General features: G+C 65.0%; 23 protein-coding genes. 4 read left to right on the plus strand and 19 right to left on the minus strand.

Annotated elements, in window-relative coordinates; genetic code table 11:
* Window positions 1-7 precede the first annotated feature (7 nt).
* Window positions 8-688, minus strand: a complete 681-nt coding sequence (locus BJA_RS36185; RefSeq protein ID WP_008136878.1) for a TetR/AcrR family transcriptional regulator — start codon at window positions 686-688, stop codon at window positions 8-10.
* Window positions 689-975: 287 nt separating this feature from the next.
* Between BJA_RS36185 and BJA_RS36190 the strand changes: the two genes are divergently transcribed.
* On the plus strand, window positions 976-2463 hold the full coding sequence (locus tag BJA_RS36190) for a hypothetical protein (protein WP_038965503.1): 1488 nt from the start codon (window positions 976-978) through the stop codon (window positions 2461-2463).
* 338 nt (window positions 2464-2801) lie between these two features.
* On the opposite strand, the gene BJA_RS36195 is transcribed toward BJA_RS36190, so the two are convergent.
* Entirely contained in the window at window positions 2802-2966 is a 165-nt protein-coding gene (locus tag BJA_RS36195) for a Flp family type IVb pilin (protein ID WP_028173014.1), read from the minus strand.
* Between the two features lie 287 nt (window positions 2967-3253).
* Here BJA_RS36195 and BJA_RS36200 point away from each other — a divergent pair, with 287 nt between their 5' ends.
* Window positions 3254-4738 carry a hypothetical protein gene (locus BJA_RS36200; RefSeq protein ID WP_011089877.1) on the plus strand — a complete coding sequence of 495 codons (1485 nt, stop codon included), beginning with the start codon at window positions 3254-3256 and terminating at the stop codon, window positions 4736-4738.
* A 96-nt stretch (window positions 4739-4834) separates the two neighbouring features.
* Here BJA_RS36200 and BJA_RS36205 read toward each other — a convergent pair whose 3' ends face one another.
* Entirely contained in the window at window positions 4835-5161 is a 327-nt protein-coding gene (locus tag BJA_RS36205; protein ID WP_011089878.1) for a BA14K family protein, read from the minus strand.
* Window positions 5162-5416: 255 nt separating this feature from the next.
* Here BJA_RS36205 and BJA_RS36210 point away from each other — a divergent pair, with 255 nt between their 5' ends.
* Window positions 5417-6286 (plus strand): alpha/beta fold hydrolase, encoded by an 870-nt coding sequence (locus BJA_RS36210; RefSeq protein ID WP_197535735.1) that lies wholly within the window; start codon window positions 5417-5419, stop codon window positions 6284-6286.
* Window positions 6287-6472: 186 nt separating this feature from the next.
* On the opposite strand, the gene BJA_RS36215 is transcribed toward BJA_RS36210, so the two are convergent.
* From BJA_RS36215 to tolQ, 11 genes are all read right to left on the minus strand, one after another.
* Window positions 6473-6862 (minus strand): DUF3052 domain-containing protein, encoded by a 390-nt coding sequence (locus BJA_RS36215; RefSeq protein WP_231166636.1) that lies wholly within the window; start codon window positions 6860-6862, stop codon window positions 6473-6475.
* A 40-nt stretch (window positions 6863-6902) separates the two neighbouring features.
* A complete protein-coding gene (gene ftsH, locus BJA_RS36220) occupies window positions 6903-8825 on the minus strand; it encodes an ATP-dependent zinc metalloprotease FtsH (protein ID WP_011089881.1) in 1923 nt (640 codons plus the stop codon).
* Window positions 8826-9067: 242 nt separating this feature from the next.
* A complete protein-coding gene (gene tilS / locus BJA_RS36225; RefSeq protein ID WP_011089882.1) occupies window positions 9068-10153 on the minus strand; it encodes a tRNA lysidine(34) synthetase TilS in 1086 nt (361 codons plus the stop codon).
* 82 nt (window positions 10154-10235) lie between these two features.
* The gene (gene ybgF / locus BJA_RS36230) at window positions 10236-11282 is read right to left on the minus strand and encodes a tol-pal system protein YbgF (RefSeq protein ID WP_028173009.1); all 1047 of its coding nucleotides are present in this window, start codon (window positions 11280-11282) and stop codon (window positions 10236-10238) included.
* A 189-nt stretch (window positions 11283-11471) separates the two neighbouring features.
* A complete protein-coding gene (gene pal, locus BJA_RS36235) occupies window positions 11472-11960 on the minus strand; it encodes a peptidoglycan-associated lipoprotein Pal (RefSeq protein WP_011089884.1) in 489 nt (162 codons plus the stop codon).
* Between the two features lie 270 nt (window positions 11961-12230).
* Complete coding sequence (locus BJA_RS36240) at window positions 12231-12956, minus strand: N-acyl amino acid synthase FeeM domain-containing protein (RefSeq protein ID WP_011089885.1); 726 nt, start codon at window positions 12954-12956, stop codon at window positions 12231-12233.
* 182 nt (window positions 12957-13138) lie between these two features.
* Window positions 13139-15469: a putative bifunctional diguanylate cyclase/phosphodiesterase gene (locus tag BJA_RS36245; RefSeq protein ID WP_011089886.1), complete on the minus strand. Its 2331-nt coding sequence runs from the start codon at window positions 15467-15469 to the stop codon at window positions 13139-13141.
* A 236-nt stretch (window positions 15470-15705) separates the two neighbouring features.
* The gene (tolB, locus tag BJA_RS36250) at window positions 15706-17070 is read right to left on the minus strand and encodes a Tol-Pal system beta propeller repeat protein TolB (protein ID WP_028173006.1); all 1365 of its coding nucleotides are present in this window, start codon (window positions 17068-17070) and stop codon (window positions 15706-15708) included.
* Window positions 17071-17093: 23 nt separating this feature from the next.
* Window positions 17094-18053 (minus strand): cell envelope integrity protein TolA, encoded by a 960-nt coding sequence (locus BJA_RS36255; RefSeq protein ID WP_011089888.1) that lies wholly within the window; start codon window positions 18051-18053, stop codon window positions 17094-17096.
* A 3-nt stretch (window positions 18054-18056) separates the two neighbouring features.
* On the minus strand, window positions 18057-18506 hold the full coding sequence (gene tolR / locus BJA_RS36260) for a protein TolR (RefSeq protein ID WP_011089889.1): 450 nt from the start codon (window positions 18504-18506) through the stop codon (window positions 18057-18059).
* A 43-nt stretch (window positions 18507-18549) separates the two neighbouring features.
* Window positions 18550-19266 (minus strand): protein TolQ, encoded by a 717-nt coding sequence (gene tolQ, locus BJA_RS36265; RefSeq protein WP_011089890.1) that lies wholly within the window; start codon window positions 19264-19266, stop codon window positions 18550-18552.
* A 658-nt stretch (window positions 19267-19924) separates the two neighbouring features.
* Here tolQ and ggt point away from each other — a divergent pair.
* Window positions 19925-21631 (plus strand): gamma-glutamyltransferase, encoded by a 1707-nt coding sequence (ggt, locus tag BJA_RS36270; protein ID WP_038965496.1) that lies wholly within the window; start codon window positions 19925-19927, stop codon window positions 21629-21631.
* Between the two features lie 70 nt (window positions 21632-21701).
* On the opposite strand, the gene BJA_RS36275 is transcribed toward ggt, so the two are convergent.
* The 5 genes from BJA_RS36275 to BJA_RS36295 all read right to left on the minus strand — a co-directional run bounded on the left by BJA_RS36275 (window position 21702) and on the right by BJA_RS36295 (window position 24636).
* Window positions 21702-22412: an SDR family NAD(P)-dependent oxidoreductase gene (locus BJA_RS36275; protein ID WP_011089892.1), complete on the minus strand. Its 711-nt coding sequence runs from the start codon at window positions 22410-22412 to the stop codon at window positions 21702-21704.
* 25 nt (window positions 22413-22437) lie between these two features.
* Window positions 22438-23205 carry a serine O-acetyltransferase gene (locus BJA_RS36280; protein ID WP_011089893.1) on the minus strand — a complete coding sequence of 256 codons (768 nt, stop codon included), beginning with the start codon at window positions 23203-23205 and terminating at the stop codon, window positions 22438-22440.
* 198 nt (window positions 23206-23403) lie between these two features.
* Complete coding sequence (locus BJA_RS36285; RefSeq protein ID WP_231166635.1) at window positions 23404-23658, minus strand: hypothetical protein; 255 nt, start codon at window positions 23656-23658, stop codon at window positions 23404-23406.
* Between the two features lie 70 nt (window positions 23659-23728).
* Window positions 23729-23914 (minus strand): hypothetical protein, encoded by a 186-nt coding sequence (locus BJA_RS36290; RefSeq protein WP_011089894.1) that lies wholly within the window; start codon window positions 23912-23914, stop codon window positions 23729-23731.
* A gap of 236 nt (window positions 23915-24150) precedes the next feature.
* Window positions 24151-24636 carry a DUF2852 domain-containing protein gene (locus tag BJA_RS36295; protein WP_028173002.1) on the minus strand — a complete coding sequence of 162 codons (486 nt, stop codon included), beginning with the start codon at window positions 24634-24636 and terminating at the stop codon, window positions 24151-24153.
* Between the last annotated feature and the right edge of the window lie 22 nt (window positions 24637-24658).

Consider the following 24658-nt stretch of genomic DNA (forward strand, 5'->3'; position numbering starts at 1 on the left):
CCTCGATTCAGGCCCCGACCAGCGCTTTCGTGGTCGGGAGCAGCGTCTGCTGCACCACCAGGCCGCGGGCGCGGGCGTCCATGACGCCGACGGCGCGCAGCGCAAGCAGCGTCACGGTCTGCACCGCATCGCGCATCTTGACGGGATCTTCGAGATTGTCAGGCGCGAGCGGCCCGACCAGGGCCTCATGCAGCGCACCGAGCAGCGCGGTGGCGGCCAGCGCGGTGTCCTGCGCCGGCAGGTGACCGGCGCGCACGGCCGCATCGATCCGGCCTGCGATCTCGCCCGCGATCTCGCGCCGGCTGGCAAGCCGGGAGGCGCTGACATCGACATCGACCGGCTCGGCCAGGATGCCCCAGGCCAGCCTGCGCTGCGACAGGGTATGGACCGCCACCGTGGTGACGGCAGCAGCCAGCGCCGAGGACGGACCCGGCGCGGCATCGGCCGCCCGGCGGATCGCCGCGAGCTCGTCGCGGGAGACCTCGGCGATCAATTCGGAGATCAACTCGGCCTTGGAGGGGAAGTAGCGGTAGACCGTGCCGGCCGCGACATTGGCCCGGACCGCGACCGGCGCGATCTGCACCGCCGCCATCCCGCCTTCCGCCGCAGCCTCCCGCGCCGCCGCCAAGATCGCACTGCGCCGGGCCGCAAGGCGCTTAACCACTTGATGCGTCCGCCGATAAACCATGGCGCGCTTCCTGTCCCACACGCCTGCCGCACGCCCTGCGGCCGAACGCTTCGTCACTCAATCGCTGCAAATCGCCCCGCAAGGACTGAACAACTATTCAGGACGAATGACAAGGAGCAAATGAGGATACGGGCGCCACGCAACTCCGAGGCGCACGCGAGCAGGTAGTAAACGCATCCTTGCACCGCTTGGCGGCGGCGAACCGGCCCGGTTTACCCCAACTTAAAAGCGATCATGCTCAGGTGCGGATCTGCTGTTGTGCGTGGTCGTTCAACCCCGAGAGTCCAATGTCGGTTTCCGTTACAAGCAGCGTTCCCGTCCGCGGCGTTGCGCGCTGGCTCGTGCCGCTCTGCATCGGCGCCGGTGTGTACCTGTTCTTCCTCGGCGTCGGCGACATCATGCTGCGGGATTCCGATACGCTGTGGCAGATCAAGATCGGACAGTGGATTCTCGAACATCGTGCGCTGCCCACCACCGACATCTATTCGTTTACGCGCGCCGGTGAGCCCTGGATCTCCAGCTCCTGGCTGTCGCAAGTCCTGTTCGCGCTGGTTTACGAGCCGTCAAACTGGTCGGGCGTGGTTATCCTGACATCGCTTGCAATCGGAGCGACCGCGGCGATCTTCGTTCACCTGCTTGAGCCTTATCTGGAGCCGGCGCGCGCCTTTCTGCTCGTCACCCCGCTCCTCTTCATGTCGATGGGGCATTTCCTCGCCCGCCCGCACATGCTGGCCCTGCCGGTCATGGTGGCCTTTGTCGGCGGGCTGCTGGCGGCCGCCGACCGGCGCACCGCGCCCTCCTGGCTGTTGCTGCCCTTGATGGCGCTATGGGCCAATCTTCACGGCGGCTTCGTCATGGGGCTGGCGCTGATCGGGGCCATCGGCCTCGATGCGCTCGCATCCGCCGATCGCAAGGATCGATTTGCGCTGGCGGCGCGCTGGGCCGTGTTCGGGCTTGCTGCGCTGGCCGCAGCCTGCTGCACGCCCTATGGCTGGAACACGCTTCTCGCATCGACGAAGATCCTCAGCCTCGGCAAGCTGCTCTCGATGATCTGGGAATGGATGCCCGCCGACTTCAGCTCGCTCGATCTGTTTGGAGCCAGCCTGCTCGGATTGATCGCCATCGGCTACTACAGCGGGCTGGTGCTGTCCTGGACCCGTATTCTTCTGCTGCTCGGCCTGGTCTGGGCGGCCCTCAATCACGTCAGAAACATCGAGGCCTTTGCGCTGTTGACGCCGCTCGTGCTGGCGAAGCCGTTCGCCGAGCAATTGGGCGTGACGAGAGCGGTCGCGCTGAGGGCGGCAGACGCCCGGTCCTCCTTTGCAGTGAGCGCAATCGCTGCGCTCGCGATCGTCGCGGCCGGCTGGAGCATCACGCGGTCCTATGCCACGCCGTACCGGTATGCCTTCATCGGCAATCAGTCCCCCGCGGCCGCGGTCGACGTGCTCGAGCGGCGGCACGCGCAGCGGATCTTCAGCACCGCTCCGATCGGCGGCTATCTGATCACCCGCAACATCAAGACCTTCATCGATGGCCGCGCCGAGCTGTATGGCGAGCAGTTCGTGCTCGACTACTTCGACGCCGTCGAGGGCAAGAACGTCGAGACGCTCCTGCGCCTGCTCGATACCTACCGGATCGACGCGACGCTGCTGAACCCCACGGTGCCCGCCTCGAGGATCATGGACCATCTGCCGGGCTGGAAGCGCCTCTATGCGGATGATGTCGCCGTGGTCCACGTCCGCGACGACACACCGCTCCCCTCCCCGTCACGGTGAGCCACGAACCAAAGCGCGACGAGATTGGAGTGAATCGTCATCGCGTCTTGGCGTGTTGCTAGAGCATGAACTCTCGGGAATACCGCCGCACATTTTAGGCAAACGCGGCCCTGCGGGTCCGGATCACGCTCCAGGCCGCCAGCTCTCGCGGCCTTGCGCGGACGCTTCGCCGCGTTCTTGTGGTGGCTGGCCCCGCACCATGAGGGCCAGACACCCCGCAGCAAGACCAAAACGCGACCACGTCCGTTAACCCTCGGTCCCCGGCTGCAAAGCTCCCCGCACAAAAGAAAAGAGCCTCGTCTCGGACGAGGCTCTTTCAACTCTCAACTTGTCCGGCCTTACTTGAGGCTGGTCGAGATCGAGGTGAACTTGGTGTTCAGCGTGCTGCCGAGGTTGTTGACGACGGTGATGATCGCCAGCGCGATGCCGGCAGCGATCAGGCCGTATTCAATGGCGGTGGCGCCGGATTCATCCTTCACAAAGCGCGCAACGAGGTTCTTCATAGAGTGCTCCCAAAAAGTACACGAGGCTACAACTGGTCTGGTCTCTTCGGCTTCCCAGCGCCGCCCGACCATGGAACCGAACGTAGAGGCAAAGAATTGCGCCGCAGTTAATTCGACTGCGTAAACACTGAGCGGTTTGCGTGTATTCGTCGATGGTAAACCGAAATCTAAAACAACCCGTTAAATCATCCGGACGTGACGCCGACCCGGCCCCGATTTACCCGAAGTTATGACCGCCGTGGTCCACTGCCGCCGAACCGACAAGAACAACAGGACGACGAGGCGGAATGTCCCTTTCCTTTGCCAACAGCATCGCGATGCAGGGCCGCGCGCGAGCCCTGGTGCCGCTGTGCGTCGGTGCAGGCGCCTATCTGTTCTTCCTCTATGTCGGCGACACGCTGCTTCAGGACTCCGACTCGTTCTGGCAGATCAAGGTCGGGCAATGGATCCTCGATCACGGCGCCGTGCCCACCACGGATTTCTATTCCTTCACGCGGGCCGGCGCGCCGTGGATTTCGACGTCGTGGCTGTCGCAAGTGCTGCTCGCCTTCTCCCATGCGCAATGGGACTGGGCGGGTCCCGTCATCCTCACCGCGATGGCGACCGCGCTCACGGCCGCAATCTTCGTCTATCTGCTCGACGCGCAGATCGAGGCACCGCGGGCAGTGCTGTTTGCGATGCTGGCGCTGCTGCTGTCGTTGCACCACGTCCTGGCGCGCCCGCATATTCTGGCGCTGCCGGTCATGGTGGCGTGGGTCGGCCTGCTGATGGCGGCCGCCGACCGCAGGCGTGCGCCGTCCTGGTATTGGCTGCCGCTGATGGCGCTCTGGGCGAACCTGCATGGCGGCTTCGTGCTCGGCCTGGCGCTGATCGGTCCGATCTCGCTCGAGGCCGTCGAGCATGCCGAGAAGGGACAACGGCTCCGACTGTTCATGCGCTGGGTGCTGTTCGGCATCGGCGCAGTGATCGCCAGCTGCTGCACGCCGTACGGCTGGAAGACGCTGCTGGGCGCGACCAACATCCTCAGCCTCGGCGAGCTGCTGTCGCTGATCTTCGAATGGATGCCGGCGAACTTTGCCACGTTCACCTCGTTCGAAGGCGCGCTGCTCGGCCTGATCGCCTTCGGCTATTATCGCGGCCTGGTGCTCTCGGCGCCGAGGATCTTTTTGATCCTGTTCCTGACCTGGAGCGCGCTGACCCATGTCAGGAGCATCGAGGCCTTTGCCTTCCTGGTGCCGCTGGTGCTGGCGAAGCCGCTCGGCGAGTTGGTCCCGCGCCCGCAGCCGGACTCCACCGGCACCGACCGCTGGCCGGCCCACTATGTCACCGCGCTTGGCGCGCTGATGATCGTGGCCGCAGGCTGGACCTCGACCTCGCTCTACATGGGGCACCACCGCTTCACCTTCACGATGACGCAGACGCCGGTTGCCGCCGTCGACCTGCTCGAGCAGCGCAAGGTCCAGCGCATCTTCAATGCCTATCAGTTCGGCGGCTACCTGATCTCGCGCGACATCCCCGTCTACGTCGACGGCCGCGCCGAGCTCTATGGCGAGAAATTCGTGATGGACTTCTTCAAGGCGACCGAGGGCAAGAAGCCCGAGCTGCTTCCGCGCCTGCTGGATGAGTACAAGATCGACGCGACGCTATTGGTTGCCGATGCGCCCGGCCCCCAGATCCTTGATCAGCTCAAGGGCTGGAAGCGAATCTATGCCGACGACATCGCGGTGATCCATGTGCGGGACGACAGCGCGGCCGCGAAATCGTCGAAGTGAGGACGCGACTCCAGCTTCATCCCGGCAGCATCTTGCATGGAGTCCTCCGGCCATGCGGCCGGAGGTCCAATTGATCCGGTGATTTGCCGCTTTGCCTTACCTGCAGGGATGGCGGTTGCCGTCCAGACCGAGATAGGTGCCCGTCGCCGGATCGAAGGACCGGTAACGCCCGGAGCAAGAACGGGAAGCGGCGCCGTCCGCGCGAGCCATGGCGCTGTCGGCGCCTTGCGCGGGAGCCGCGCCGTCCGGCAACTCGAGGCCCAGCCGGCCCGCCGGCGTCAGCGTGCCATTCAGGTTGCGATTGGGGTTCTCCGCTTCGTACGTGTCCGGATGACTGCTCGCAAAACCGGATTGCGCGTAGGCGGTGGTTGCAGTCAGGGCCGACAACACAGCCACGGCAGCGAGGATCTTAAGTCCAGTCATAGTCGATCTCCATCATTGGCCGGTGCATCGTGCGGCCGGTGCGGCAGGAGGTGGGCCGACATGGTGTGCTGGACAAGCTCGCCGTGATGGCGGACTCGCCACTAGGCGCGATCTGGTCGTTCAAATACGGAAAGCGTCGTTTGTTTGTGGAACGCGAGGGAGGGACGAAAGCCCGCGCCCTGGTTTTTGTCTTGGAACGTGACGCCGCCACTTTGTCATGCGCTAATGTCCGGTGGACGAACAGGAAGACGTGTCATGATGTTTCGCAAACTCCTCACCGCCCTTCTCGTCATGGTCTCGATCAATGCTGCGCATGCGGCGCCGCAATGGCTGAGCCTGCCGCCGACGCCGACCTTGCCCAAGGCGGCGCAGAGCGGCTTCGCGCCCGTCAACGGCATCAAGGTCTGGTACGCCGTGTTCGGCCGCGGGGAGCCGGTGCTGTTGCTGCATGGCGGCCTCGCCAACGCCAACTACTGGGGTCACCAGGTCCGTGCGCTGCAACGGCGCAATCAGGTCATCGTCATGGAGAGCCGCGGGCACGGGCGCAGCAGCCGCAACCAGGAGCCCTATGGCTACGATCTGATGGCCTCGGACGTGGTCGGGCTGCTCGACCATCTCAAGATCAGGAAGGCCGCGATCGTCGGCTGGAGCGACGGCGCGATCATCGGCCTCGACATCGCGATGAAGCACCCGGAGCGGGTCACCAAGCTGTTCGCTTTCGCGGCCAACTCGGATCCGTCGGGCGTTGCCGATATTGCGTCAAGCGACGTCTTCAACGCCTACATCGCCAGAGCCGGCGAGGAGTACAAGCGTCTCTCGCCGACCCCGACGGAGTACAAGAGCTTCGTCGCGGAGATTACCAAGATGTGGGAGAGCCAGCCGAAATGGACGGCGTCGGATCTCGCGGCGATCAAGGTCCCGACCTGGATCGTGGATGGCGATCACGACGAGGCGATCAAGCGCGAGAACACCGAGTTCATGGCGGCGAACATCCCGGGCGCCGGCCTGCTGATCCAGCCGGAGGTCAGTCACTTCTCGTTTCTGCAGGATCCGGAGCAGTTCAACGACGATGTGCTGCGCTTTCTCGGGCGGCGCGGCGAGAGGGCGGGAGCCGCGGCGAAGTGAAATATCGTAGGGTGGGCAAAGCGAAGCGTGCCCACGACTTCTGTCTCGCTTGCCGATAGGTGGTGGGCACGGCGCAAAGGCGCCTTTGCCCACCCTACGGGACTTGAACAGCGGCGATCGCCCAGCCTTCACCGCCTCATACTCCGGAATCAGAATGGGCACGGCGCGTGCGCGCCTTTGCCCAGCCTACTTCTTCGCCGGGCGGTCCTTCACGGGGATCACGAGCTTGAGGCCGGACCAGACGTCGTCGACGGCGCAGACCTTGATGTCGACGAGGCCGTTCGCGAGCGCGGTCTCGCGCACCAGCGTTTCCGTCACGTCAGTCGCGACGCCCGAGGCCTTCTTCGGCCATGACGCCCAGATCATCCCATCAGGTGCGATCGCCTTGCGGTAGCTGCGCAGCTTGACCGCAAAGCCTTTGGCTTCGGTCGCGAAGACATGCACCATGTCGAGCGGCGCCTTGGCGGTCTTTGCGATCTTCACATCATCGGGCAATTCACCGACGACATCGCGATAGGCCGACGAAAGGCCGTCCACGAAAATACAAAAGCCCGGCTTGATGCCGAGCTTTTGCACTAACGGTTTGCCGGAATAGCCGGCCACGACGCGAGAGGCGTTACGCCTGCGGCTGCGGCTCCAGGCCCGGATCCGGATCGGGCCGCGGGCGCGACTTGCCGGCCGGGGGCACGGCGGAGGCGCGCGGCGTGGTCGGCTCGAGCACGGACTCGCGGTTCGGCTTCTTGCCCTTGAGCAGATCGACGATCTCGTCGCCGGAGAGCGTCTCGAACTCGAGCAGGCCCTTGGCCAGCGCCTCAAGATCACCGTGCTTCTCGGTGAGGATGCGGGTGGCTTCCTTGTAGCCTTCCTCGACCAGACGCCGGATCTCGGAGTCGATCTTCTGGACGGTCGCTTCGGACGCGTTCTGCGTCCGCGACACCGACATGCCCAGGAACACCTCGTCCTGGTTCTCGCCGTAAGAGACGGTGCCGAGCTCTTCCGACAGGCCCCAGCGCGTCACCATCATGCGGGCAAGGCGCGTGGCCTGCTCGATGTCGGAGGCAGCACCCGAGGTCACCTTCTCGCGGCCGAAGATCAGCTCTTCGGCGACGCGGCCGCCCATCATGATGGCGAGGCGCGAGGTCATCTGCTCCAGCGACATCGACAGCTTGTCGCGCTCGGGCAGCTGCATGACCATACCCAGCGCACGGCCGCGCGGGATGATCGTCGCCTTGTGGATCGGATCGGTCGCGGGCACGTTGAGGCCGACGATGGCGTGGCCGCCCTCGTGATAGGCCGTCAAGAGCTTCTCTTCCTCGGTCATGACGAGCGACTTGCGCTCGGCGCCCATCATCACCTTGTCCTTGGCCTCCTCGAACTCGGCCTGAGTCACCATCCGCTTGTTGCGGCGGGCGGCGGTGAGCGCAGCTTCGTTGACGAGGTTCATCAGGTCGGCGCCGGAGAAGCCCGGGGTGCCGCGCGCGATGGTCTTGAGGTTGATATCCGGCGCCAGCGGCACCTTGCGAACGTGAACCTTGAGGATCTGCTCGCGGCCGACAACGTCCGGATTCGGCACCACGACCTGACGGTCGAAGCGGCCGGGACGCAGCAGCGCGGGATCGAGCACATCAGGACGGTTGGTGGCGGCGATCAGGATCACGCCCTCGTTCGCCTCGAAGCCGTCCATCTCGACCAGCAGCTGGTTCAGCGTCTGCTCGCGCTCGTCATTGCCGCCGCCGAGACCGGCGCCACGATGACGACCGACAGCGTCGATTTCGTCGATGAAGATGATGCAGGGGGCGTTCTTCTTGGCCTGCTCGAACATGTCGCGGACGCGGCTCGCGCCGACGCCGACGAACATCTCGACGAAGTCAGAACCCGAAATGGTGAAGAACGGCACGTTGGCTTCGCCCGCGACCGCACGCGCGATCAGGGTCTTACCGGTGCCGGGAGGGCCAACCAGCAGCACGCCGCGCGGAATGCGGCCGCCGAGGCGCTGGAATTTGCCGGGGTCGCGCAGGAATTCGACGATCTCCTGCAGGTCCTGCTTGGCTTCGTCCACGCCGGCGACGTCCTCGAAGGTGACGCGGCCATGCGCTTCAGTGAGCATCTTCGCACGCGACTTGCCAAAGCCCATCGCCTTGCCGGCGCCGCCCTGCATCTGCCGCGACAGGAAGATCCACACGCCGATCAGCGCGATGAAGGGCAGCCAGGAGACCAGCAGCGAGACGAACCAGGGCACGTTGTCGCCCGGCGGCTTCGCGGTGATCTGGACCTTGCTGTCATAGAGGCGCTTGACCAGCGTCGGGTCGTTCGGCGCATAGGTCTGGAAGCTGGAGCCGTTGGTGAAGGTGCCGTGGATATCAGGCCCCTGGATCACGACGTCGCGCACATTGCCGCGGTCAACCTCGCTCAGGAGCTGGGAGAAGGCGATGTCCTGCGAGGAGGCGCGCTGACCCGGATTTTGGAAGAGCGTGAACAACGCCAACAGCAGCAAGACAATGATGACCCAGAGGGCGAAATTGCGCAGATTGGCGTTCATCGATCTTCCTTCGTGGTCGCGCGGATCGCGGCCTGAATCCTTGGGCAGTACGAGGAAATCCCCAAGGAATCCTCTCGGTTAGACGCATACAATTTAGGTGCCGCCCCGGTCGCTGCCAAGGGAACGAGATGGGACTATTTATCCCATCTTAGGGCGATTCCCGCTGAAATAATGGCGACCTACCCGGGGTTTTTCCTGCCTGGTTAAGGTGACCTGACGGCGCTGCCTCGAAACAGCCGGTGTCATGATCCGCCTCTATCGCCCTTGCGCCGCCGGGCCGGCGCCGGCGCGATCTGGATACGCCCGCCGGCAAGGCTGATCAAGGCTCCCGCAAGGGTCTGCTTCAGGACCGGCCGGCCATTTACGGCTGCGCGGGGAGCTGCGGCCATACCAGCAGCGATGGCCTGATCGAGCGCGGCCAGGAGGGTTTCGACCTTGCCGAGTTCCGCCGGCCCCTCGTGCCCGAGCGCGTTGATGGCCCGCAGCAGCATCCGCAGCCGGACCTCCTCCGGTAGGGTGGCGAACGCGCCGGCCTCAAAGCTTCGCATATCCGGCCCATGCGGCGCATCGTCGCGATCCCTCAAGCGAAGGAAGCGCTCGGCCCCGTCCGTCAGCACCTCCACCGCCGCATTGGCGCGCGCCAGCCTGGCTGCGAGCCGCGCCAGACTGCGGGCGTCGCCGCCCTCGGCCGCGAGCTGCGGCAACAGCGCGCGCAGCCGCGGCCGGGTGAAGGCGGTGTCGCGGTTGGTGGGATCATCGGCAAAGCCGATCTTCGCGCGCTTCAGGGTCGCGATCAGCTGCGCCTTCGGGACGTCGAGCAGCGGACGCGCCAGCACGATGCCGTCGCGCTCCGTGAGGCGCGCCATCGCCGACAGCCCGGCAAGTCCGCTGCCGCGGACGAGGCGCATCAACAGCGTCTCGGCCTGGTCGTCGCGGGTGTGGGCGGTCAGCACATGGCTCGCACCGGCGCTGCGCGCGGCCTGCATGAGCAGGCGGTAGCGGGCTTCGCGCGCGGCCGCGGGCAGTCCCGTCTTCGGCTTGGCGCCGCGCCAGCGCAGGGTCCGGTGTGGCAGGCCGAGCTCGGTAGCGAGCCGCTTCACCTCGCGCGCCTCGCGCGCCGCCTCGGCCCGCAGGCCATGATCGACGGTGACGACGGTGAGACGCGGGCCGCGCGCAAGGCTGCGCTGCCAGCGCGCGGCGAGCCACATCAGCGCGATCGAGTCGGGCCCGCCGGACACCGCGAGCACCAGTGCGGGCGCACTTTTCAACTCGGCGAAGAGCTGCTTCGCCTCGCGCGCGGAGATCGGAGAATTGTCGTCGTCTGACATGACGCTGCCCAGCAATCGCCAGCGGATGGACCGACTGTTTAGCGCAGCACCATCCGCGTTGTCAGCGATCAACGCTGCGCGGTCAGCACTTCACCCGCTTCTGCTCGCGGTCGACGGCGGCTTTGACGCCGGCGGAGGCGCGCGGGTATTTGCGGCCGACCTCGCCGAAGGCGGCGCAGGCGGCCTCCTTCTCCTTCAGCGCGGCCAGCGACTGGCCGAGCCGCAGCAGCGCATCCGGCGCCTTGGCCGACTTCTCGTATTTGGTGGTGACGGCGAGGAAGGCTTCCGCGGAGTCGCGATATTGCTGGCGCTGGAAGTAGCTCTCGCCGAGCCAGTATTGCGCGTCGCCGAGCAGCGGGTCGCTCGGATATTTCTGCGCGAAGTTCTTCATGGTCTGCTCGGCGAGCGCATAGTCCTTGCGCTGCATGTAGCCGATGCCGAGATCGAACTCGTCGCGCGGCGTCGCCGACGGCGGCAGGGTGGTCAGGCCGGTGCCGGCGGCTGGCGCAGGAGAGCCCTGTTGGACCGGCGGATAGCCGGGCTGGGCTGCCGGCGGCACGCCCTGCTGATAGCGCGGGCTGGTGTTGGCGAGATCGAGCGGCTCGCCGGCGTTGCGCCCTCCGGGCGCTCCGCCAGGGACTCCCGCCGACATCGGCTGCTGGCCGCCGCCGAGCGCGCGCGGCGCGCCGGGCGCGCTCGGATTCTGGCTGGGGTCAAAGGCATCGCCACGGCGGCGCGTGCCGGGGGCACCGGGCGCCGGCTGCTCCTGAACGATCGGCGGGGGAGACGCGATCTGCGGCTGCTCGTAATTCGGCTGGGCGGGTTGCGGCTGCTGCTGGCGATAGGCCGGCGCAGCCTGCGCGGGTGGCACGGCGGCGACACTGGGCTGCACCGGCGCCTGTCCGGGCGCAGCTTGCGCACCGCCTTCGAGCGCCCGCAGGCGCTCTTCGAGCTGGCGGTTGCGGTATTGCAATTCTTCGTTCTGGCCGGTGAGCTGGCGCAGCTGGTTCTCCAGCCGCTCGATCCGCATCTCGGGGTCATCGTCCGACTGCGCGAGGACAGGCGAACACAAGGAGAGCAGCGCGGCGGTCGCCACGGTGCCGGTAAAGACCTTAAATCTGGATGACATCTTGCCCTGACGACGAAAGCGAAATGGCCTGCGACGGAACATTCGACGCGCCACACATTGAAGGGGAGTACGCCAAAAATGTGACTGGCACCACGGGGTTTCTGTCACAGATCGCTGAAACGAAACCGGCGCCCGTGAGGGCGCCGGCATAATCGAATTCTGAAGATGAACGGCGCCTGACTTGAAGCGTCAGGAGCTCGCGTTCAGCACGGTGACGGCGCGGCGGTTCTGCGACCAGCAGGAGATGTCGTTACAGACGGCCACCGGCCGCTCCTTGCCGTAGGAGATCGTGCGCATGCGGTTCGCATCGATGCCGCGCGAGGCGAGGAACGAACGCACCGATTGGGCTCTGCGGGCACCGAGCGCGATGTTGTATTCGCGGGTGCCGCGCTCGTCGGCATGACCTTCGATGGTGAAGGAGTAGCGCGGATAGGTCTGCAGCCACTGCGCCTGCTTCTCCAGGGTCACGATCGCCTGCGGGGTCAGATCGGTCTGGTCGCTTTCGAAGAACACGCGGTCGCCCACGTTGACGACGAAGTCCTGCTGGCTGCCCGGCGTCGCCGCGTTGGCCATCGCATCCGCAGCAGAGTTCTTGTTGGCGCAGGCGCCCATCGACAGCGCGACGGCAAGCACCGCGGCCAGCTTCAATCCCTGGAGGATACGCATAGGATGTTTCATTCCGGAGCCTCCACGCTCGCGTTAGTCCACTGCTGTCCGGTCTACAGGGGGTTGGTTAAGCGAACGTTCCGTCAACCTTGATGGGATGTTGCCAGAGCCGGTCAAATGCCCCCCACCGGCGAAAAGCACCCGTCATGGTTAATGGGTTGTAAATGTGGCGCGAGGGTGAAAGCAAGCCGCGTTCACCGGCAAAATCGCTGGCTTTGCTTGAATTTTGGGCCTGAGCCCCGGGAAATCCCGGAGCACCTTCGTCAGGCGGCCCGCCGGGAATCAGGCGTGAGCGGCATCCGGCACCCGCAGCGGCTGCTGCGGCGCCTGGCGCTGCGCGCTGCGCCCGAACAGCATCCGCCGCTCGAAGGCGGTGGACCGCATGATCGGATAGCGTTCGAACACCTTCTTGCGGAAGGTCGGGAAATCCGCCGCCATCAGTCCGAACGGCTTGGTGAGACCGGGAACCAGCCTCGGCTCGGCAATGGTCTCGTGCAGAAACACCCGCCGGTAGAAGGCCTGATGCTCGGGACGCACGATCGCAAGGCCAAGATCGGCATTGAAATGCTCGCAGGCCATGTAGGCGAGCCGGGTCGTCAGGTAGGGCAATTCCGGAACCCGCTTCACCTGGTCGGGATCGGCGACAAACCGCGTGGGGTCGATCATGACCTCGCCGCGATCGAGTCGCGGCAGCAGGATCTCGGGAAAGACATCGGCCGAGGTCGACTGCCGCCACTCCGATGTCAGCACGCTGATGCGCACGGAGCTGCAAAGCTCGCCGTGCAGATAGACGCCGAAGGTCCACGCGTTCGGCAATTCGTCATACTGGTCGGTGACGCGCGCGTCCGCGGATTCCTTGACGGCGCCTTCGCGTAGATAGGCGCGGTAGCGGAGATTGTAGATCTTCTCCTTCTCCGCGACCGTGTCGGCGAGATGATAATCGACGTCAGTCAGGAGCTCGGCGCCCCGTCCTACAGCCGAAATGATCGCTCTGGCTGAGGACTGCATTCCAACTCCTTACCCACCACCGCTCACCGCATGCGCGCGGGAACAACCTCCACGCGCGTGATGATTTATTAACAGCTTCTTAACAACGAAGCAAAGCAATCGAAGTGTTAGGGTTAATCCCCCCGTAGCACTACGGTGCCCGGGCAACAGACTGAAACGACGGGAAATTCTCGGACGCGGACTTAAGCGAAGGAGCGCGAGCCGACGACCTGGAGCAGGGCTTCGTCGCGCCGTCCATGCGAGGCGTTGAGGAGCTGGCGCATCCGCACGGCGGGCACCGGGCGGCTGAACAGATAGCCCTGCGCCTCGGAGACGGTGCCGTCGGCGCTGATCAGCTCGAGCTGCTCGTTGGTCTCGATGCCCTCGACCACGACCGCCATGCCGAGGTCGGCGGACAGCCGCGCCACGCCGCGCAACAGCGTCAGCGGCCGGTCGGTGTCGATGCCTTCGAGGAAGGAGCGGTCGATCTTCACCTTCTGCATCGGGAAATTGTGCAGGTAGCTGAGGCTCGAATAGCCGGTGCCGAAATCGTCGAGCGAGATGCGCACGCCGAGCGCATGCAGCTGCGAGAGGATGTCGTGGGTGAGCTGGGTGTTGCGCAACAGCGAGGACTCGGTGATCTCGATCTCCAGCCGATGCGCCGGCAGGCCCGAGACCTCCAGCGCGTAGCGAATTTCGCTCAGCACGTCGCGCTGGTGGAATTGCTGCGGCGAGAAGTTGACGGCGACGCTGACGCCCTCGGGCCACTTCATGCATTCCATGCAGGCGCGGCGCAGGATCCAGCGGCCGAGATCGACGATCAGGCCCATGTCCTCGGCGACCGGGATGATGTCGACCGGCGAGACCGTGCCGCGCACCGGATGATTCCAGCGCAGCAGCGCCTCGCATGTGGTGATCTTGCCGGACTTGAGATTGACCAGCGGCTGGTAGAACAGCTCGAACTCCTCGTTGGCGAGCGCCTTGCGCAGGTCGAGCTCGAGGATGCGGCGGGCCTCGACGGTCGCCGCCATCTCGTCGCGGAAGAAGCAGAAGGTGCCGCGGCCGTCGGCCTTGGCGCGGTACAGCGCCATGTCGGCGTTCTTGAGCAGCGTATCGGCGCTGATGCCATCCGGCGAGGTCAGCGCGATGCCGACGCTGGCGCCGATCTCGACCAGGTGATTGTCGATGCGATAGCGCTCGCTCAGCCGCTCGACGATGCGGCGGGCGAGGCTTGCGGCATCCTCGGGCGAGCTGATGTCCTGCTGGAACACGACGAACTCGTCGCCGCCGAAGCGGGCGACGAAATCCTCCGGCCGCAGCATCTCGCGCAGGCGGTTGGCGACCGCACACAGCAGCTGGTCGCCGCAGGGATGACCCAGCGTGTCATTGACCTGCTTGAACTGGTCGAGGTCGACGAACAGCAGCGCGGAGAGCCGTTCGGCATGGTGCGAAATCGCCAGCAGCCGCTCGATCTCGTCGCGGAAGGAGACCCGGTTGGGCAGCGCCGTGAGGTCGTCATAGCGGGCGAGATGGCTGATCCGGGCTTCCGCGTTGGTGCGTTCGGTGATGTCTTCCAGCAGCAGCACGGTGCCGCCGCCGGTCATCGGCTGGAACGTCCAGGCGAGCGAGCGGCCCCGCGCGGGATTGGGATCCGCGGTGGCGATCTCGCGGATTCGCGCGTGCTCGATCTCGGCCAGGATCTGGTTGCCGCTCTCCGCCGAGATGGAGCCTGCGGCGACGCAGGCCGACACGATATCGACGGCGGTGGCGCCGCGCTTGACCAGATCCTCGGGCAAGCTCATCAGCTCGCCGAAACGATGGTTCATCACCGCAAGGCGCCCATCGGCGCGAAACATGCACAGCCCGTGCGGCATGTTGTTGAGCGCGGTATCGAACTGGCTCGCCAGCGCGGATTCGCGGAAGCTAGAGGTCAGCGCCTTGACGAAGATCGCGTGCAGGCTGAGGTTGATGTTCTTCAGGCCGATGAAGAAGAACACGAGCAGGATCGCAAGACCGATGTGGTAGAATCCGCCATGCAGCAGCAGGGCGAGCGACATCGGACCGCAGGCGAGCGCGACGTGCCACTGGATCACCCGGGGCTGGCCGTAATTGCGGGCGGCGCCGCCGGCGGTGTAGCCGATGCCGATGGCGACACAGAGCATGTCGGCGACCGGATCCTCGTTGTTGTAGATGACGACGAAGGCCCATATGCCGAGCACCGCCGCATAGCTGAGCGCGCCGATCCAGTAACGCGGCTCCAGATGCTTGGCCTCTTCGAATGACAGTCCCTGCGTCCGGTTTTCGTATCCGCGCATCTGGAATGCGCGCGCGGTGCCGATGGCGATCAGGAGAAACGCGATCGGCCACAGCCAGACGTCGCCGGTCTTCAGCGCAGTCATCACCGCGGCCACGGCCGCGGAGGCCGAGCCCAGGAAAATCGCCCAGAAATTCTGCACCATAGAGTTGATGAGAGCGGCGTAGAGTATCGGCTCCAGCTCGTCTCGATCGCTCTGCTTCTGGTCGGCCAGTTGCATCGGCTTGTTACGCGTCCTGTTTGGAGCGTACTTTTACTCAGCCCAGGTGAAGCTTTCCTGAGGGAACATCGTTAAAGTCGGGTTGTTTTTCGGCAATAGCGAACCGATTTCCGCTGAAATATCAAGCAACTAGGCAAGCGTTGCCGAGCGCAAGGTGAAGGAAAGCTTGCCGCGCGCGCAGAACCCGAAAAAATCGGCGTGATTTTTCGAAAAGATCGCGCGTCCAAACGCGCGATCTATTGACCAGCCGTCGACGACAACAGCGGCGACCATGCCGGGTCGGAGGCGAAGCCCGGCGTCGGCACCTTCAGCTCGTTGCGGCCGGAAATGTCGACGCTGTACAGCGACGGTCCGCCGCTGCCGCCGGGATCGCGGAAGAACATCAGCACGCGGCCGTTCGGCGAGAAGGTCGGGCCCTCGTTGTGGAAGCCGGAGGTGAGCAACCGCTCGCCGCTGCCGTCCGGCTTCATGACGCCGATCGAGAACTGTCCGCCGCCCTGCCTGGTGAAGGCGATGTAGTCGCCGCGCGGCGACCACACCGGCGTCGAATAGGTGGCGTTGGTGTCGTCCTTGGAGAAGGAGATGCGCTGCGCAGCTCCCCCGCCCGCGGCCATGACGTAGATCTGCGACCGGCCACCGCGATCGGACTCGAAGCAGATGCGGGTGCCGTCCGGCGAGTAAGACGGAGACGTGTCGATCGCCGGCGTGTCGGTGAGACGCGTGGTCGAGCGCGAACGCAGATCCATCACGAACAGGTTGGAGTTGCCGCCCTGTTGCAGGCTCATGATGACGCGCTGGCCGTCCGGCGAGAAGCGCGGCGCAAAGGTCATGCCGGGGAAGTTCCCGACGATCTCGCGCTGGCCGGTCTCGATGTTGAAGAGATAGACCTTCGGATCGCCCTGGCCGAACTCCATGTAGGTGATCTCTTGCGAGTTCGGCGAGAAGCGCGGCGTCAGCACGAGGTCGGAGCCGCGGGTCAGATAGCGCACATTGGCGCCGTCCTGGTCCATCATGGCGAGCCGCTTGACGCGGCGCTCCTTCGGCCCGGTCTCGTCCACGAAAACCACGCGGCTGTCGAAATAGCCCTTCTCGCCGGTCATCCGCTCGTAGATCTGGTCGGAGATGATATGGGCGATGCGGCGCCAGTATTCCGGCGAGGTGAAGTATTGCTGGCCGGCAAGCTGCTGGCCGGAGACCACGTCCCAGAGGCGGAATTCGGCCTTCAGCCTGCCGTCCGGCTGCCGCGTCATGCGGCCGGTGACCAGCGCCTGGGCGTTGATGGTCTTCCAGTTCTGGAATTGCGGCGCGACGTCGATGTTGCTGATGCGCTCGATGAACGCGGCCTGGTCGATCGGCGCGAACAGGCCAGAGCGCTTCAGATTGTTGGTGATGACCTGCGTGACACCGTTGCCGACGTCGCCGTCCGACGGTGAGCCCGGCAGGAAGTTGGTGATCGCGATCGGGACCGGCTGGAATTCGGTGGGATCGATGCGGAGCCGCGGCTGGCCCTGAGCGAACGCATGTCCGCCCCCAAGCATCGCAAGTCCCGACCCGGTCAGGGTCATGAAGCGGCGGCGGGTGATCGATCGAGCGTCATTCATTGCAAAATTCTTTTGTTCGGATGTCACAACATGTCTTTCAGGCCGAAAGTCATCGGGATGAGCTTCCAGCTCTCGTACTGCTGCTTCGGCATGAACGAATAGACCTGACATTGCACGATGGCGCGCTTGGCGCTCTCGGCCACCGCCTGGGCAATCGACCGCGACGGTCCTCTCACCGCAACCACGATGGGCTCGGACGCCAGCGATCCGTCGATCTTCATGGGAATGTCGATGTCGGCTTCGTATTGATCGGCGTCCTGTCCGTTATAGGTGGGCGTGAAGCAGCGCTTGACCGCGCCCTGGAACGCACCTCGCCAGGTCGCAACGTTGTTGGCGGCAGTCCCGGTCGTCGATCCCAGCGACGCCGACGCATTCAGCGCCGTTCCAGCGAGTTCATGCCGGGTCGCAGCGCGCTTGTCGAGGTCGCGCTGGATCTGCGCGGGATCGAAGCTGCGCTCCTTGGGCTTCGGCTGCTGCTGCGGCTGCACCGCCGCGACCTTCTGCTCCACGGGCTTGGGCGGCGGCTTCTTCGTTTCCAGCTTCTTCTGCAGCTCGGCGATCGGATCTTCCTTGGCCGGATCAGGCTTCTTTTCCTGCGGCTTCGGTTCTTCCTTCGGCTTCGCCTCGGCGACGGGCTTGGGCGGCTCGGGCTTCTTCTCGACCGGTTTCTCGACGGGCTTCGGCGGCGGCTCGGGCGTCGCGTTGGTCTTGATCAGCTCTTTCTTCTCGGTGACCTTCCCGACGGCGTCCTCTTCGGGCTTGGGCTCGGCGATCTTCTCGACCTTGGGCTTCGGCTTGTCCTTCTCGCCGGTCTTCTGCCCCGACATCATCTTCGCGAGCTGATCGGAGGAGATGATGTCGATCGGGAGCGACTCTTCCGGCGCGACGTAGGCCCTGCTGCTAAAGGTGACCAGCCCCCATCCAAGCACGAGGACATGGAGGGCAATCGACGCAACGAGTGTCTTGTCGACGTTCACCTTCACGGCTTACCCCTGGTCCGCTTCCGTGACGAGCGCCAGCTTCTTGAACCCCGCACCGGACAACAGGCCCATCACCCTGGCCACCGTGCCGTAATCCGCCTTCTTGTCGGCGCGCAGATAGATGCGTTCCTCGAGACCGCCGCGCGCGTCCGTGATCGCCTTCAGCTTCGGCACCAGCTCGTTGATCGCGATCTCGGAGTCGTTGATGAACACCTTGCCCTTGATGTCGACCGACATCTGGATTGGCTTCTGATCGTTCTGCTCGAGGCTCTTGGCCTGGGTCTGCGGCAGGTCGAGCGGCACGCCGACCGTGAGCAGCGGCGCCGACACCATGAAAATGATGAGCAGCACCAGCATCACGTCGACCATCGGCGTGACGTTGATCTCGGCCATGACCGGCTTGCGCCGGCTGCGGCGGCCGCCGCCTCCGGACGAACTCGCGACGTTCATGCCCATGGTCTGGTGCCCAAATTGCCCTTCACACTATACATGCCGTCCGTCAGCCCCGCTCGTCGATCTGACGCGACAGAATGGCTGAAAATTCATCGGCGAAGCCTTCGAGCCGCTGGGCCTGCCGGTTCACCTCGGAGGTGAACTTATTGTAGAAAATAGTGGCAGGAATGGCGGCGATAAGGCCGACGGCGGTCGCAAACAGCGCCTCGGCGATACCGGGGGCGACCACCGCCAGGGAGGTATTTTTCGACGCTGCGATCGACTGGAAGCTCGACATGATGCCCCAGACCGTGCCGAACAGGCCGACGAAGGGGCCGGCGGAGCCGACGGTGGCGAGCACCAGCAGCCGGCGCTCCAGGCGCTCGACCTCACGCGCGATCGAGACGTTCATCACCTTGTCGATGCGCATCTGGAGACCCGCGACCGAGCGGGCGTGGCTCTCGAACGAGCGCTTCCACTCGCGCATCGCCGCCACGAAGCAGGCCGCCATCGAATGCGTCGGCTTGGCCGAGAGGGTGCGATAGAGCTCCTCGATCGACTCGCCGGACCAGAAGACCTGCTCGAAACGGTCCATCGAGCGGCGGGTACGGGCAAACAGGAAGATCTTGTCGATGGCGATCGCCCAGACCCAGACCGAGCAGGACAAAAGTCCCAGCATCACCGCTTTCACGATCCAGTGAGCCTGCCAGAACAGCGCGATCAGCGACACGTCCGCGGAAGCGGCAACCGGAAGGGCTGACTGAGCCACGTCGGCCGGATTCATAAGCTGTATCCTCTCAAGGCGATCGTTACCCGATGTTCCGCGGCAGCAAATGACCGCCGGTTCCCCAACTGCCGCGCTAGAACCGGCGCGGCCGGCAAGCCCGCTCAAAGCCTTGTCTTTCTGGGGTGCAGGGGGCTCGTCCAAAGCCGGCCGCCTGCATTCCCTGCCAAGATGTCAAAACTATGGGCCTCGACGACGGCTTATGGGCGCGATTGTCCACCCTTACCAGAGCCCGGCGATAGTTAATGCGGGGTTACCGGAGCTGAATTTGGCTGCCGGAAAGGCAGGCGGCACAGACGGTTGGCCGTTTTGCTGCGGGACATGGCGGTACATGGCGGCCGACGGACCGGAGCCAGGTGCCACTGGCGAGGCCGGTTCCCTCCCCCCCAAGGCGACCCCAAGGCGGGAGGGAGCGCAATGGGACTCATGGCGCTACGACACTGCACAGCGGACGCCCCTTCTGGAACCTCCTCCCCTGCCCAGCCCGAAATCGCAGAAGGCGTAGCGTGCGCCACAGCTACACCACGTCCACATGCTCCATCTCGCATCTCACGGCGGGCACGAGCTGACAGGCTGAGTTCGCTGACAATAATATGCCGGCATCACCGGCCAGCCCGAGGAGCGTCCCTTGCCAAAACCACAATCCAATGTGCGGTGGATGGCCGCAGCGATCGTATCGGTCAGCCTCGTCACATTCGGCGCCGTGCGTGCGGCGTCGGTCGCGCCGGTCGCCGCGCAAAACGGCATGGTGGTGTCCGCGCAGCATCTGGCGACCCAGGTGGGTGTCGATGTGCTCAGGCGCGGCGGCAATGCCGTCGATGCCGCGGTGGCCGTCGGTTATGCCCTGGCCGTCGTCTATCCGGCCGCCGGCAATCTCGGTGGTGGCGGCTTCATGACGATCCAGCTCGCCGACGGCCGCAAGACCTTCCTCGATTTCCGCGAGACGGCGCCCAAGGGCGCGACTGCGAACATGTATCTCGACAAGGACGGCAACGTCATCAAGGGCCTTTCGACCAAGGGGCATCTGGCTGTCGGCGTGCCAGGATCCGTCTCGGGGATGGAATATGCGCGCGAAAAGTACGGCACCATGAAGCGCGCCGACCTGCTCGCCCCCGCGATCCAGCTCGCCGAGCAGGGCTTTGCGCTGGACCAGGGCGATATCGACCTGTTGCGTACCGCCACCGCGGATTTTCGAGACGATCCCGCAACGGCCGCCATCTTCCTCAACAACAGTCAGCCGTTCCAGGTGGGTGAGAGGCTGATGCAGCCGGAGCTCGCCAAGACATTGCGCGAGATCAGCAGCAAGGGCACCGACGGTTTCTACAAGGGATGGGTCGGCAGCGCCATCGTGGCATCGAGCCAGGCCGGCAAGGGCCTGCTGACGCAGGACGACCTCGACGGCTACAAGACGCGCGAGCTCGCACCTGTCGAATGCGACTATCGCGGCTATCACGTGATTTCCGCGCCGCCATCGAGTTCGGGCGGCGTCATTATCTGCGAGATCCTCAATATCCTGGAGGGCTATCCTCTGAAGGAGCTGGGCTATCATTCCGCGCAGGCCGTGCACGTGCAGATCGAGGCCATGCGGCATGCTTACGTGGACCGCAACAGCTATCTCGGCGATCCGGATTTCGTGAAGAATCCGCTCGACCGCCTCCTCGACAAGAATTACGCAGCCAATATCCGCGCCGTGATCGATCCGAACAAGGCCGGGATATCCAAGGACATCAAGCCGGGCGTCGCGCCGCACGAGGGCAGCAACACCACGCATTATTCAATCGCGGACAAGGACGGCAACGCGGTATCGGTCACGTACACGCTGAACGATTGGTTCGGCGCCAAGGTGACGGCGGCCAAGACCGGCGTGCTCCTGAACGACGAAATGGACGACTTCACCGCCAAGGTCGGGGTGCCGAACCTTTATGGCCTGGTGCAGGGCGAGGCGAATGCCATCGCTCCGGGCAAGCGGCCGCTGTCCTCGATGAGCCCGACCATCGTCACCAAGGACGGCAAGACCGTCATGGTGGTGGGCACGCCCGGCGGCAGCCGCATCATCACGGCCGTGCTGCAGACCATGATCAACGCGATCGATTACGGCATGAACGCACAGGAAGCCGTCGACATGCCGCGCATCCACCAGCAATGGCTGCCGGACCTGACCAATGTCGAGGACTATGCGCTGTCGCCGGACACGCGCAAGATTCTCGAGGTCATGGGCCACAAATTCGGGCCGCCGCAACCGGCGAACCACCTCGCGGTGATCATCGTCGGCGCGCCGTCGCTTAACGGCGAGCAAGTCGGCAACAATCGCTACTACGGGGCGAACGATCCACGCCGCAACAGTGGACTGGCGGACGGGTATTGATCGTCTACGCCGCCCCTACGACGGTCATACCCGGGCACTGACGGGGTAGAAATGGTCGAGGGCCGCCCCCTCACCACTTCTCCTTCGAGGTCCGCACATCGAGTTCGAACGACCAGGCGCGTTCGGGCTGGCGGTAGAGGAACGCGAAGCCATCGACGATGCCTTCAATGTCGATCAGGCTGTCTTCGCGGCTCGCCGCATCGGGAAAGCGCGAAAAGATCTTGTCGCCAGCGATCGCACCGTCGACCACGACATGGCCGACATGGATGCCGTCGCCCGCATATTCCTTCGCCATGGCCTGGGCCAGCGTGCGCAGGCCGGCCTTGGACGCGTTGAAGGCGCCGTAGCCGGCGCGGCCGCGCAGCGAGGCGCTGGCGCCGGTGAAGAGCAGCGTGCCCGCCTTCTTCGGCACCATGCGACGCACCGCCTCGCGGCCGAACAGAAAGCCGCCGAAGCACACGACGCGCCAGGCCTGCTCGAAATAGTCGGCGTCCATCTCGATGATCTTGCCGGGCGTATTGTTGCCGGCGTTGTAGATGGCGAGATCGAGGTCTTCGCCGGCGGCATCAAACAGAGCGACAACGTCGCTCTCGCTGGTCGCGTCCGCGACGATGGGCACGGCCGCTCCGCCCGCCTTGATGATGTCGTCTGCAACCGCCTGCAACGCGGACAACGTGCGGCCCGCGACGATCACCTTGAGCCCATCGGCCGCAAAGCGCTTGCAGAGCCGGGCCCCGAGCCCGCGGTCCGGGCCGACACCGATCACGATTGCGGTCTTCATGGGGTCGCTCCGTACAATGATGGGATCAGGCCGCCGAGGCAGGTTCGGGGCAGTTGGTCAGCCGCGCGGGATTGCCGACGGCCGTGCAGCCAGCAGGAACGTCTGACGTCACGAGCGCGTCGGCGCCGATCTTGGCGAAATCGCCGACCCTGATGTCGCCGAGGATGGTCGCACCGCCGCCGATATAGATGCCGCGGCCGATCCGCGGCGAGCGCGTCGGCAGTTCACTGCCGCGGCCGATGCTGACGTTCTGGAGGATGGTGACCTCGTCGCCGATCACGACGTTGGCGCCGATCACGATGCCGGTGGCGTGGTCGAGATAGACTGACGATCCGATGCTGGCGGCCGGATGAATGCTGACCTGCAGCGCATTCGACGCTTCGTTCTGGAACAGCAGCGCCGCATCGCGATGGTCATGGTGCCAGAGCCAGTTCGAGACGCGCCAGGCTTGCAGCGCGACATAGCCCTTGAAATGCAGCAGCGGCGGCAACAGGTCGGCGATGGCGGGATCGTGGATCGCGATCGCCTGCAAGTCACGGCCGGCCACCTCGATCAGATCTGGCGAGCCGCGAAAGGCATCGAAGGAAAAGGCCGAGAAGCGCGCGCGCTCGGCTGCGCTGCCGCCGAGCCGGCGTCCGATCAGATCGGACAAGGCCGCGGCGAAATCATCATGAGCGAGAATGGTGCCGGCAAGCGCCTTGCCGAAGACGGGATCGGCATCCGCCGCGCGCTGCGCCTCGCCGCGGACCCGTTGCCAGAGGCCGTCGCTCGCCATGATCGCAGCCTCCGCCATCGCCGCCTCCGGTGCGCCCTTCGTTTGTGCAGGCGAATATAGGCGGTCCGGATCAAGGCGCCAGTGATGCCGGGGGGACGTAACGCCGCTCGGGGGCGCGGCCCGACCGCGCCCGCTTGCGCAGGCACAGTGCATACAGCCAGCCGCCGCCTGCGACGAGGGCCGGCAGGACGTAAAGCGCGAAATCGCGGAGCAGGATCATGGGGCAAGGTCCGCTGTCGCAAACTTGACGGCGCGCCGCAGCGCGAACGCGGCAAGCTCGTAGAGGGCGCAGCTGAGAAAGATCTTCCAGGCATCGGTGGTCACGAGGTCCTGATAGGACTTGATCTCCGTCGGCCAGTGGTTGAGGAACGCGATCGCGAGCGGCACTGAGACGCCGAATCGATCGAACAGCGCAGACGCGCGCTCGAGAAGCGCGAGCCGCTGTCTGATCTCCTTACGTTCGGCGTTCATCATGGTCGGCCCTGTTGGCGCGCGGCAAGTGCGCTGTCAGGGCTTGGTCGGGCCGGGCGCGAGTCGGGTTCTACCGGTCCTGCACATGTGCGTGATCAACGCCACATAGCGAATGCCGGCCGGGACACAGGCGGAAATGGCAGTCGGGATCGGCCGCGCAGCCGCCATAGACGACGCCGATGTAACCCAGCACCGCGAAGGCGGTCACGCCGAGGAGCAGGCGGGTCCAGAGGTCCATGATGCTGTCGTCCAACATGAGTAGCGCCGCCCGGTGAGACGGGACGCGCAAGTCTTGGTGTCGGATGAACAGGTCTGGGTTCTGGCGGCTCGTAGCCAAGCAGTGGCTCGGTCTACTCCCTCTCCCCGCAAGCGAGGCGAGGCAAAGCGGCCCCCCAAAAACCAAACCGCCCGCCTGCGGGATGCGCAGGCGGGCGGCTCGGGGCCATCAGGACTTTGGGGGCATGCGCCTGAAGGCTTTGAGAGGTGTCCAGATCAACCCTGCTGCTGGTCGGTCGGCGGCGGGGTCGGACGCGTCTTGTGCTGGGCCATGAACTGGTCGAACTCTTCCTTGTCCTTGGCGTGACGCAGACGGTCGAGGAAGTTCTTGAATTCGACCTGCTCCTCTTCGAGCCGCTGCAGCGTCTCGGTGCGGTATTCGTCGAAGGCGCGGTTGCCGCTCGAGGGCGGGCCGAAGCCAAAGCCGAAGCCGCGGCGCTCCATACGGCCGCGCATGCGGTCCATCTTGTACTGCATCCGCTCCATCTTGTTCTGCCAGCGATCCTGGTGGCTCCAGCAACCCATTTTTCTGCTCCCGAGTGTGAAAAAGAGAAGGGCAAGTCCGATCGGCCACCAGATGATGAAGCCGAGGATGGTCACGGCGATCCAGCCGGGATGCCAAGGCGTGTCGAGCATATGGGGGCGCTCATAGTGTTGGTCCGAGGGGCCGCGCCATCGATTGACATCAGCGGTGTAGGCCATTTCCCATCTCCATGACGGCATC

It is taken from the genome of Bradyrhizobium diazoefficiens USDA 110 (assembly GCF_000011365.1).
Classification (GTDB): domain Bacteria; phylum Pseudomonadota; class Alphaproteobacteria; order Rhizobiales; family Xanthobacteraceae; genus Bradyrhizobium; species Bradyrhizobium diazoefficiens.

What these genes read in the sequence shown, in the direction of transcription:
- tilS (WP_011089882.1), bottom strand. Translation starts at nt 10,153, where the DNA reads ATGTCAGACGACGACAATTCTCCGATCTCCGCGCGCGAGGCGAAGCAG.
- BJA_RS36200 (WP_011089877.1), top strand. Translation starts at nt 3,254, where the DNA reads ATGTCCCTTTCCTTTGCCAACAGCATCGCGATGCAGGGCCGCGCGCGA.
- BJA_RS36205 (WP_011089878.1), bottom strand. Translation starts at nt 5,161, where the DNA reads ATGACTGGACTTAAGATCCTCGCTGCCGTGGCTGTGTTGTCGGCCCTG.
- BJA_RS36295 (WP_028173002.1), bottom strand. Translation starts at nt 24,636, where the DNA reads ATGGCCTACACCGCTGATGTCAATCGATGGCGCGGCCCCTCGGACCAA.
- BJA_RS36245 (WP_011089886.1), bottom strand. Translation starts at nt 15,469, where the DNA reads ATGCAACTGGCCGACCAGAAGCAGAGCGATCGAGACGAGCTGGAGCCG.
- BJA_RS36275 (WP_011089892.1), bottom strand. Translation starts at nt 22,412, where the DNA reads ATGAAGACCGCAATCGTGATCGGTGTCGGCCCGGACCGCGGGCTCGGG.
- pal (WP_011089884.1), bottom strand. Translation starts at nt 11,960, where the DNA reads ATGAAACATCCTATGCGTATCCTCCAGGGATTGAAGCTGGCCGCGGTG.
- BJA_RS36290 (WP_011089894.1), bottom strand. Translation starts at nt 23,914, where the DNA reads ATGTTGGACGACAGCATCATGGACCTCTGGACCCGCCTGCTCCTCGGC.
- ggt (WP_038965496.1), top strand. Translation starts at nt 19,925, where the DNA reads ATGGCCGCAGCGATCGTATCGGTCAGCCTCGTCACATTCGGCGCCGTG.
- BJA_RS36185 (WP_008136878.1), bottom strand. Translation starts at nt 688, where the DNA reads ATGGTTTATCGGCGGACGCATCAAGTGGTTAAGCGCCTTGCGGCCCGG.
- BJA_RS36285 (WP_231166635.1), bottom strand. Translation starts at nt 23,658, where the DNA reads ATGAACGCCGAACGTAAGGAGATCAGACAGCGGCTCGCGCTTCTCGAG.
- BJA_RS36195 (WP_028173014.1), bottom strand. Translation starts at nt 2,966, where the DNA reads ATGAAGAACCTCGTTGCGCGCTTTGTGAAGGATGAATCCGGCGCCACC.
- ftsH (WP_011089881.1), bottom strand. Translation starts at nt 8,825, where the DNA reads ATGAACGCCAATCTGCGCAATTTCGCCCTCTGGGTCATCATTGTCTTG.
- BJA_RS36210 (WP_197535735.1), top strand. Translation starts at nt 5,417, where the DNA reads ATGATGTTTCGCAAACTCCTCACCGCCCTTCTCGTCATGGTCTCGATC.
- tolB (WP_028173006.1), bottom strand. Translation starts at nt 17,070, where the DNA reads ATGAATGACGCTCGATCGATCACCCGCCGCCGCTTCATGACCCTGACC.
- BJA_RS36190 (WP_038965503.1), top strand. Translation starts at nt 976, where the DNA reads ATGTCGGTTTCCGTTACAAGCAGCGTTCCCGTCCGCGGCGTTGCGCGC.
- ybgF (WP_028173009.1), bottom strand. Translation starts at nt 11,282, where the DNA reads ATGTCATCCAGATTTAAGGTCTTTACCGGCACCGTGGCGACCGCCGCG.
- BJA_RS36280 (WP_011089893.1), bottom strand. Translation starts at nt 23,205, where the DNA reads ATGGCGGAGGCTGCGATCATGGCGAGCGACGGCCTCTGGCAACGGGTC.
- tolQ (WP_011089890.1), bottom strand. Translation starts at nt 19,266, where the DNA reads ATGAATCCGGCCGACGTGGCTCAGTCAGCCCTTCCGGTTGCCGCTTCC.
- BJA_RS36240 (WP_011089885.1), bottom strand. Translation starts at nt 12,956, where the DNA reads ATGCAGTCCTCAGCCAGAGCGATCATTTCGGCTGTAGGACGGGGCGCC.
- tolR (WP_011089889.1), bottom strand. Translation starts at nt 18,506, where the DNA reads ATGGGCATGAACGTCGCGAGTTCGTCCGGAGGCGGCGGCCGCCGCAGC.